8 protein-coding genes are annotated in these 6,864 nt (G+C 61.2%); 6 read left to right on the forward strand and 2 right to left on the reverse strand.

The genetic code is table 11. The features are described 5' to 3' along the window. The first annotated feature begins 2 nt into the window (after positions 1-2). The 3 genes from eno to G520_RS0113560 all read left to right on the forward strand — a co-directional run bounded on the left by eno (position 3) and on the right by G520_RS0113560 (position 3,455). Positions 3-1,286, forward strand: coding sequence for a phosphopyruvate hydratase (gene eno, locus G520_RS0113550; RefSeq protein ID WP_028536135.1), 1,284 nt, complete (start codon positions 3-5; stop codon positions 1,284-1,286). A gap of 8 nt (positions 1,287-1,294) precedes the next feature. Continuing rightward, the gene (ftsB, locus tag G520_RS0113555; protein WP_028536136.1) at positions 1,295-1,585 is read left to right on the forward strand and encodes a cell division protein FtsB; all 291 of its coding nucleotides are present in this window, start codon (positions 1,295-1,297) and stop codon (positions 1,583-1,585) included. Positions 1,586-1,658: 73 nt separating this feature from the next. Next, positions 1,659-3,455, forward strand: a complete 1,797-nt coding sequence (locus tag G520_RS0113560; RefSeq protein WP_028536137.1) for a GGDEF domain-containing protein — start codon at positions 1,659-1,661, stop codon at positions 3,453-3,455. Positions 3,456-3,491: 36 nt separating this feature from the next. Here G520_RS0113560 and G520_RS0113565 read toward each other — a convergent pair whose 3' ends face one another. Together G520_RS0113565 and G520_RS0113570 are read right to left on the reverse strand one after the other, a co-directional pair. Next, positions 3,492-3,779, reverse strand: a complete 288-nt coding sequence (locus G520_RS0113565; protein WP_028536138.1) for an RnfH family protein — start codon at positions 3,777-3,779, stop codon at positions 3,492-3,494. Then, complete coding sequence (locus G520_RS0113570) at positions 3,772-4,209, reverse strand: type II toxin-antitoxin system RatA family toxin (protein WP_028536139.1); 438 nt, start codon at positions 4,207-4,209, stop codon at positions 3,772-3,774. Before G520_RS0113570 ends, G520_RS0113565 begins: the two co-directional genes overlap by 8 nt. 144 nt (positions 4,210-4,353) lie before the next feature. On the opposite strand from G520_RS0113570, the gene smpB reads away from it, so the two are divergent. From smpB to G520_RS24510, 3 genes are all read left to right on the forward strand, one after another. Next, entirely contained in the window at positions 4,354-4,800 is a 447-nt protein-coding gene (gene smpB, locus G520_RS0113575; RefSeq protein ID WP_028536140.1) for an SsrA-binding protein SmpB, read from the forward strand. 64 nt (positions 4,801-4,864) lie between these two features. Further along, a complete protein-coding gene (guaA, locus tag G520_RS0113580; RefSeq protein WP_156876948.1) occupies positions 4,865-6,442 on the forward strand; it encodes a glutamine-hydrolyzing GMP synthase in 1,578 nt (525 codons plus the stop codon). Between the two features lie 167 nt (positions 6,443-6,609). After that, the coding region (locus tag G520_RS24510) for a transposase (RefSeq protein WP_028536142.1) at positions 6,610-6,864 on the forward strand (255 nt) is incomplete at its 3' end.

The following is a 6,864-nucleotide window of genomic DNA, read 5'->3' on the forward strand; positions in this document are numbered from 1 at the left end:
GCATGAGTTCGATTATTGATGTGGTTGCCCGTGAAATTCTTGACTCGCGCGGCAATCCGACGGTGGAATGCGACGTTTTGCTGGAATCCGGCGTCATGGGCCGTGCTGCCGTACCGTCCGGCGCCTCCACCGGCGAAAAAGAAGCACTCGAACTGCGCGATGGCGACAAGAGCCGCTATCTGGGCAAGGGCGTGCTGAAGGCCGTCGAGAACATCAACACCGAGATCTGCGAAGCGATCATCGGCCTGGACGCAAACGACCAGACCTTCATCGACAAGACCCTGATCGAACTCGATGGCACCGAGAACAAGGGCCGCCTGGGCGCCAATGCCATGCTGGCCGTTTCGCTGGCCGTGGCCCGCGCCGCTGCCGAAGACTCCGGCCTGCCGCTGTATCGCTATCTGGGCGGTGCAGGCCCGATGGCGCTGCCGGTTCCGATGATGAACGTGATCAATGGCGGCGCGCACGCCAATAACACGCTCGACATCCAGGAATTCATGATTCTTCCGGTCGGCGCGCAAACCTTCCGCGAAGCGCTGCGCTGTGGCGCGGAAATCTTCCACAGCCTGAAGAAAATCTGCGACAAGAAGGGCTTCGCCACCACCGTCGGCGACGAAGGCGGCTTCGCCCCCAATCTGGCTTCGCATGAAGATGCGCTCAAGCTGATCGTCGAAGCGATCGAAGCGGCCGGCTACGTTCCGGGCCAGGACGTCATGCTGGGTCTGGACTGCGCTTCGTCCGAATTCTACCGCGACGGCAAATACCATCTGACCGCCGAAGGCCTGCAACTGAGCTCGGAAGAATTCACCGACTACCTCGAAAAGCTGGTCGATACCTATCCGATCATCTCGATCGAAGACGGCATGAGCGAACACGACTGGGACGGCTGGAAGCATCTGACCCAGCGCCTGGCCAAACGCATCCAGATCGTCGGCGACGACCTGTTCGTGACCAACCCCGCCATCCTGGCCGAAGGCATCCGTCAAGGTCTGGCCAACGCACTGCTGGTCAAGGTCAACCAGATCGGCACCCTGTCCGAAACCCTGAAGGCGGTCGACCTGGCCAAGCGCTCGGGTTACACCAGCGTGATGAGCCACCGCTCGGGCGAAACCGAGGACAGCACCATCGCCGACCTGGCCGTGGCCACCAACTGCATGCAGATCAAGACCGGCTCGCTGTCGCGTTCGGATCGTATGGCCAAGTACAACCAGTTGCTTCGCATCGAAGAAGAACTGGGTGATGCCGCCTACTATCCGGGCCGTGCCGCGTTCTACAACATCAAGTAAGGCAATCAATGCGCTGGCTGACCCTGACCCTGACCCTGCTGATCGTGTCCGTGCAATGGCCTCTATGGCTGGGCAAGGGCAGCTGGTTCAGGGTCTGGCAGCTGGACCGTCAATTGCAGCAACAGCGGGTGGTCAATCAAAAATTGATCGCCCGCAATGCCGCACTCGACGCGGAAGTACAAGATCTGAAACAAGGCACGGCCGCAATCGAAGAACGCGCCCGCAACGAGCTTGGCATGATCCGCAACGGCGAGATTTTTTTCCAGATACTGGGGCCTGTCGACGCGAACTCCAGATAGGCCGGCCTCAACCGTTGCGACAGGACGTTCTCTTCGAAATATGGCAGCCAACAAATCTTCCAGGGTCTGGGCAATGACGACTAACAACCCGATTGAAGTTGCGCGCGAAACGCTGAAACAACTCACGCAGCGTAAACTCCTGCCGACCCCAGAAAATTTCGAAAGCGTCTACCACGAACTCACGCACACCCCGCTCGAGCGCGAAAACCGGCTCGCTCGCCAGATACTGCGCGCACTGGAAGTCTTCCCCGCCTCCACGGTACCGGCCAAAGTCACGCAGAGCCGCTTGCAGCAGGTGATCGCGGAAGAACGCTGGGAGCAAGTGCCGCAACTCGTCATCGATTACGCGCGCCTGACAGCGGATGGCAACGGGCTGACCGAACCCTGGGGCGGGCTGATCCAGAATCTGATCCGCTGCTGGGATCTGCGCCAGGCCGATCTACCTCAGCATTTCAAGCATTCGGCGCTCGAGCGCGTACTCATCAATTACGGCAACCAGCCCGACGAACTCAATCTCAAGCTGTCGGCCCTGGTGCAGAACTGGAGCCTGCCGCCCGGACAACGGATAGACGCCGCGTCCTGTACCATGGCCGAAGCGGACGACATACCGGCCTCCACCGGCATCGCCCTCCCTGCTGCGGCAGGCGATGACTGCTGGGAGACCTGGCGCCGCACGCTGAGTTTTGCCATCAAGCACGGCCTCGAGCCGCGCCTGGTTCACTTCCCTGAGCTGGTTTCCGGCCTGGAATCGCTGCTGGCCGAGCTGGAAGGCTTGTCGGACGACAAGGCGCTGGACGGCTATCTGCCGCGCCTGCGTAGCTTTATCGTCAAAATCGAGCTGCAGGCGCACCATGAAGAACGTCTGGTTTCCAGCCTGGCCTCGCTCCTGAGCCTGATGCTGGAGAACATCGCCGAGGTCAACCGCTCCGACAGCTACCTGGTCGGTCAGGTCAGCACCCTGCAGGACGTGCTTGCCCACCAGCCGCTCTCGATGCAGCAGGTGTACATGCTCGAATCCAGCCTCAAGGAAGTCATCCGTAAGCAGGGGCTGCTGCGCAGTTCGCTTGACGAAGCCGCCAGTTCGCTGCGCGCCCTGCTCGATCGCTTCATCACCCGCCTCGCGCTGATGACCGACAGCACCGACGTCTACCATGCCAAAATCAGCCGGCACGGCAAACGCCTGCAACAGACGCGGGACGTGGAAGAGCTGGGCACCATCATCGGCGAGTTACTGGACGACACCTCGCAGATGCAGATCGGCCTGACGCAATCGCACGACGAGCTGGTATCGGCCCGCACCCAGGTCGAAGCCGCCGAGCAACGGATACAGGAACTGGAAAACGCTCTCGAAACGGCGAGCGCCAAGGTCAAGGAAGACCAACTGACCGGCGCCTACAACCGGCGCGGGCTGGCCGAATTTTTGCAGCGCGAGATCGCGCGCAGCGAACGCAACGGCTCGCCGCTGTGCGTCGCCCTGATCGACGTCGACAACTTCAAGCAGCTCAACGACCGCTACGGCCACCTCGCCGGCGACGATGCACTGCGCTATCTGGTCGACGTCATCCGCGGCAATATCAGACCGGCCGACGTGGTCGCACGCTTCGGCGGCGAAGAATTCGTATTGCTGATGCCGGAAACGAGCGAGGCCGAGGCGGTGGACACCGTGCGCCGCCTGCAGCGCGAGCTGACCAAAACCTTTTTCCTCGCCAACAACGACCGGCTGGTGATCACCTTCAGCGCCGGCGTTGCGCGCTGGCATCTGGGCGAAGTCGACACCGATGTCCTCGAGCGCGCCGACCGCGCCATGTACCAGGCCAAGCTGGCCGGCAAAAACCGGGTGACGTCGGCCGAAGAGGGCCTCGCGCTCTGAACCTCCGAGCCGCGCGCCCCGGGCTCTCGCGGCGGCCTAGCCGCGCCCCTGCGCCGCCCGGCGACGGCGCACCTCTTTCGGGTCCGCGAGCAAGGGACGGTACAATTCGACGCGGTCGCCCTCGCGCAGCACGGTATCGCCCGCGACGGCCTTGCCGAAAATGCCGAGCTTCGGCGCCGCCGCATCGATATCGCCAGCGCGGGCCAGCAGCCCCGACAGCTGCACGGCCTCGAGCGCACTCGTGCCGACCTCCACTTCCAGCACTACGATTTGCTGCCACTCGGGGCAGGCGTAGGCCACCTCGACAGTCAGATGCTCACTCATTGCCATAGACCCTGTCCGCTTCCTTGATGAAAGCATCGACCAAAGAACCGGAAATATGACCGAACACCGGTCCGATGACTTTCTCCAGCAGGCTGCTGGAAAACTGGTAGCGCAGCGAGAATTCGATCTTGCAGCCGATGTCCCCGAGCGGCAGAAACAGCCAAGTGCCGCGCAGACTCTCGAACGGACCATCCACCAGTTCCATTTCGATCGAGCGGTCGGGCACTATCGTATTGCAGGTCGTGAAGCGCTGGCGGATCTTGAAATAATCGATAGTCAGACTGGCGACCTGGCGGCCATCGTCGCGCGCACAGACATCGGCCTTTCCGCACCAGGGCAAAAAGCGCGGGTAGTGCTCGACATCGTCGACCAGGGCAAACATCTGGGCCGGAGTATGCGCGACCAGGACTTTTTTTTCGACTAGCTGCATGATACATGATCGAAATAAAACGCTACGGTAACCTAGCCCCGCGGCGGCGGCAAGATCATCCCAGCCAAGCACATGAATTTCCGGAACTTTGGCAGTACGCCGCTATCTGTTAGAATAGCGGATTCTCTTAAGCGACCCCCTTTCATGAGCATCATCCAGAACCGCAAAGCCAACCACGATTACTTCATCGAGGAACAGCTCGAGGCCGGACTCGTGCTCGAAGGTTGGGAAGTCAAAGCCATCCGGGCCGGTCGTGCCCAGATCAAGGAAAGCTACGTCGTGTGGCAGCGCGGCGCTTTCTGGCTTTTCGGCGCCCATATTTCACCGCTCCTGTCCGCTTCGACTCATATCCACCCGGACCCGACCCGTCTGCGCAAGTTGCTGATGAAGCAAAGCGAGATCGACCGCCTGATCGGCAAGGTCGAACGCGCGGGTTACACCATGGTCGCGCTCGATCTGCACTTCACCAAGGGCAATATCAAGGCCTCGATCGGTCTGGCCAAGGGCAAGAAGCAGCACGACAAACGCGACGCGGAGAAAGATCGCGAATGGCAGCGCGACAAGCAGCGCCTGATGCGCAACAAAGGTTGAGCCAACGGGCTCCCGCGCACGAATTCAAACGTCTCGACATTGGCTTCAGGCCAGTAGCAAAAGGATAGGCATGGACAAGATCCTCATTCTCGATTTTGGCTCCCAGGTAGCCCAGCTGATCGCGCGGCGCGTGCGCGAGGCGCATGTGTACAGCGAACTGCACCCCTACGATATGCCGATCGATGCGATCCGCGCATTCAAACCTGCCGGTATCATTCTTTCCGGCGGCCCCAACTCGGTGTACGAGAGCGATTATCAGGCCGACCCGGCTCTGTTCGAACTCGGGGTGCCGGTGCTCGGCATCTGCTACGGCATGCAGTGGATGGCGCAGACCCTCGGCGGCAACGTCGAATCGGGTCATCAGCGCGAATTCGGCTATGCAGAAGTCGACGTTCTGGACAACCGCCTGTTCAACGGCCTGGCCGACAAGACCCTGCCCAACGGTCAGCGTCAGCTCGACGTCTGGATGAGCCATGGCGACAAGGTGGTGGCGCTGCCGCCGGCCTTCTCCGTCATCGCCCGCACCGAAGCCTGCCCGATCGCCGCCATGGCCGACGACGCGCACAAGCGCTACGGGGTGCAGTTCCACCCCGAGGTCACGCACACCCGTCTCGGCCGCGACATCCTGCATCGCTTCGTACTCGACATCTGCGGCGCCAAACCGTCGTGGACGATGCCCAACTACATCGACGAAGCCATCGCCCGCATCCGCGAGCAAGTCGGCGACGAAGAGGTGATTCTTGGCCTGTCCGGCGGCGTCGACTCGTCGGTGGCCGCCGCCCTGATCCACCGCGCGATCGGCGAACAATTGACCTGCGTGTTCGTCGACCACGGCCTGCTGCGCCTGAACGAGGCGGAGATGGTGATGGAGATGTTCGCCCGCAACCTTGGAGTCAAGGTCGTCCATGTCGACGCGAGCGCCGACTTCATGGCCCATCTGGCCGGAGAAACCGACCCCGAGCGCAAGCGCAAGATCATCGGCGGCGACTTCGTCGAGGTGTTCCAGCGCGAGGCGCAGAAACTCGAACGCGCGCGCTGGCTCGCGCAAGGCACCATCTACCCGGATGTGATCGAATCGGCCGGCGCCAAGACCAAGAAGGCGCACACCATCAAGAGCCACCACAATGTGGGCGGCCTGCCGGAAACGTTGAACCTGAAGCTGCTGGAACCGCTGCGCGAACTGTTCAAGGACGAAGTCCGCGAACTCGGCGTCGCACTCGGCCTGCCGCACGACATGGTCTATCGCCATCCGTTCCCGGGCCCGGGTCTCGGCGTGCGCATCCTGGGCGAAGTCCGCGCCGATTTCGCCGATCTGCTGCGCCGCGCGGACGCCATCTTTATCGAAGAGTTGCGCAACACGCGCGATGAGAATGGCAAGAGCTGGTATGACAAGACCAGCCAGGCCTTCGCCGTCTTCCTTCCGGTCAAGTCGGTCGGCGTAATGGGCGACGGACGCACCTACGACTACGTCGTGGCCTTGCGCGCGGTCATCACCTCCGACTTCATGACCGCGCACTGGGCCGAACTGCCCTACTCGCTGCTCGGCCGGGTCTCCAACCGCATCATCAACGAAGTGCGCGGCATCAACCGCGTGGTCTACGATGTGAGCGGCAAGCCGCCGGCAACGATCGAGTGGGAGTAGAAACTCTTACATAAGCCGTTGATTTATATAAGTTTTATTGTTACACAAAACAGACACACGCCCAACTAAGTTGTTGATTTGTTGGGCGTTGGCCCCCTGTGTCAGGGTAGTTGAGATGATCCCTTTTCAGGGATTTCATACTCAATCCAGGGGGCCGGAATTTCACCATGTCGCGTTTATCCAAGGCTCGTAAAGACGCCATCCTGAACAGAATGCTAGCGCCGCATCCGCCCTCCATCCGCGAGTTGGCACAAAGGGAGGGGGTCTCCGAAACAACGCTATACAATTGGCGGAATCAGCTTCGTAAACAAGGTCGTCCCGTGCCCGAACATGACCGCAGCAGTGAGAACTGGTCTGCACAAACTAAATTCGCCGTCGTCGTCGAAACCCTGTCGATGTCGGAGATCGAGCTGAGCGAGTAT

The organism is Paludibacterium yongneupense DSM 18731, assembly GCF_000422925.1.
GTDB classification, from domain to species: domain Bacteria; phylum Pseudomonadota; class Gammaproteobacteria; order Burkholderiales; family Chromobacteriaceae; genus Paludibacterium; species Paludibacterium yongneupense.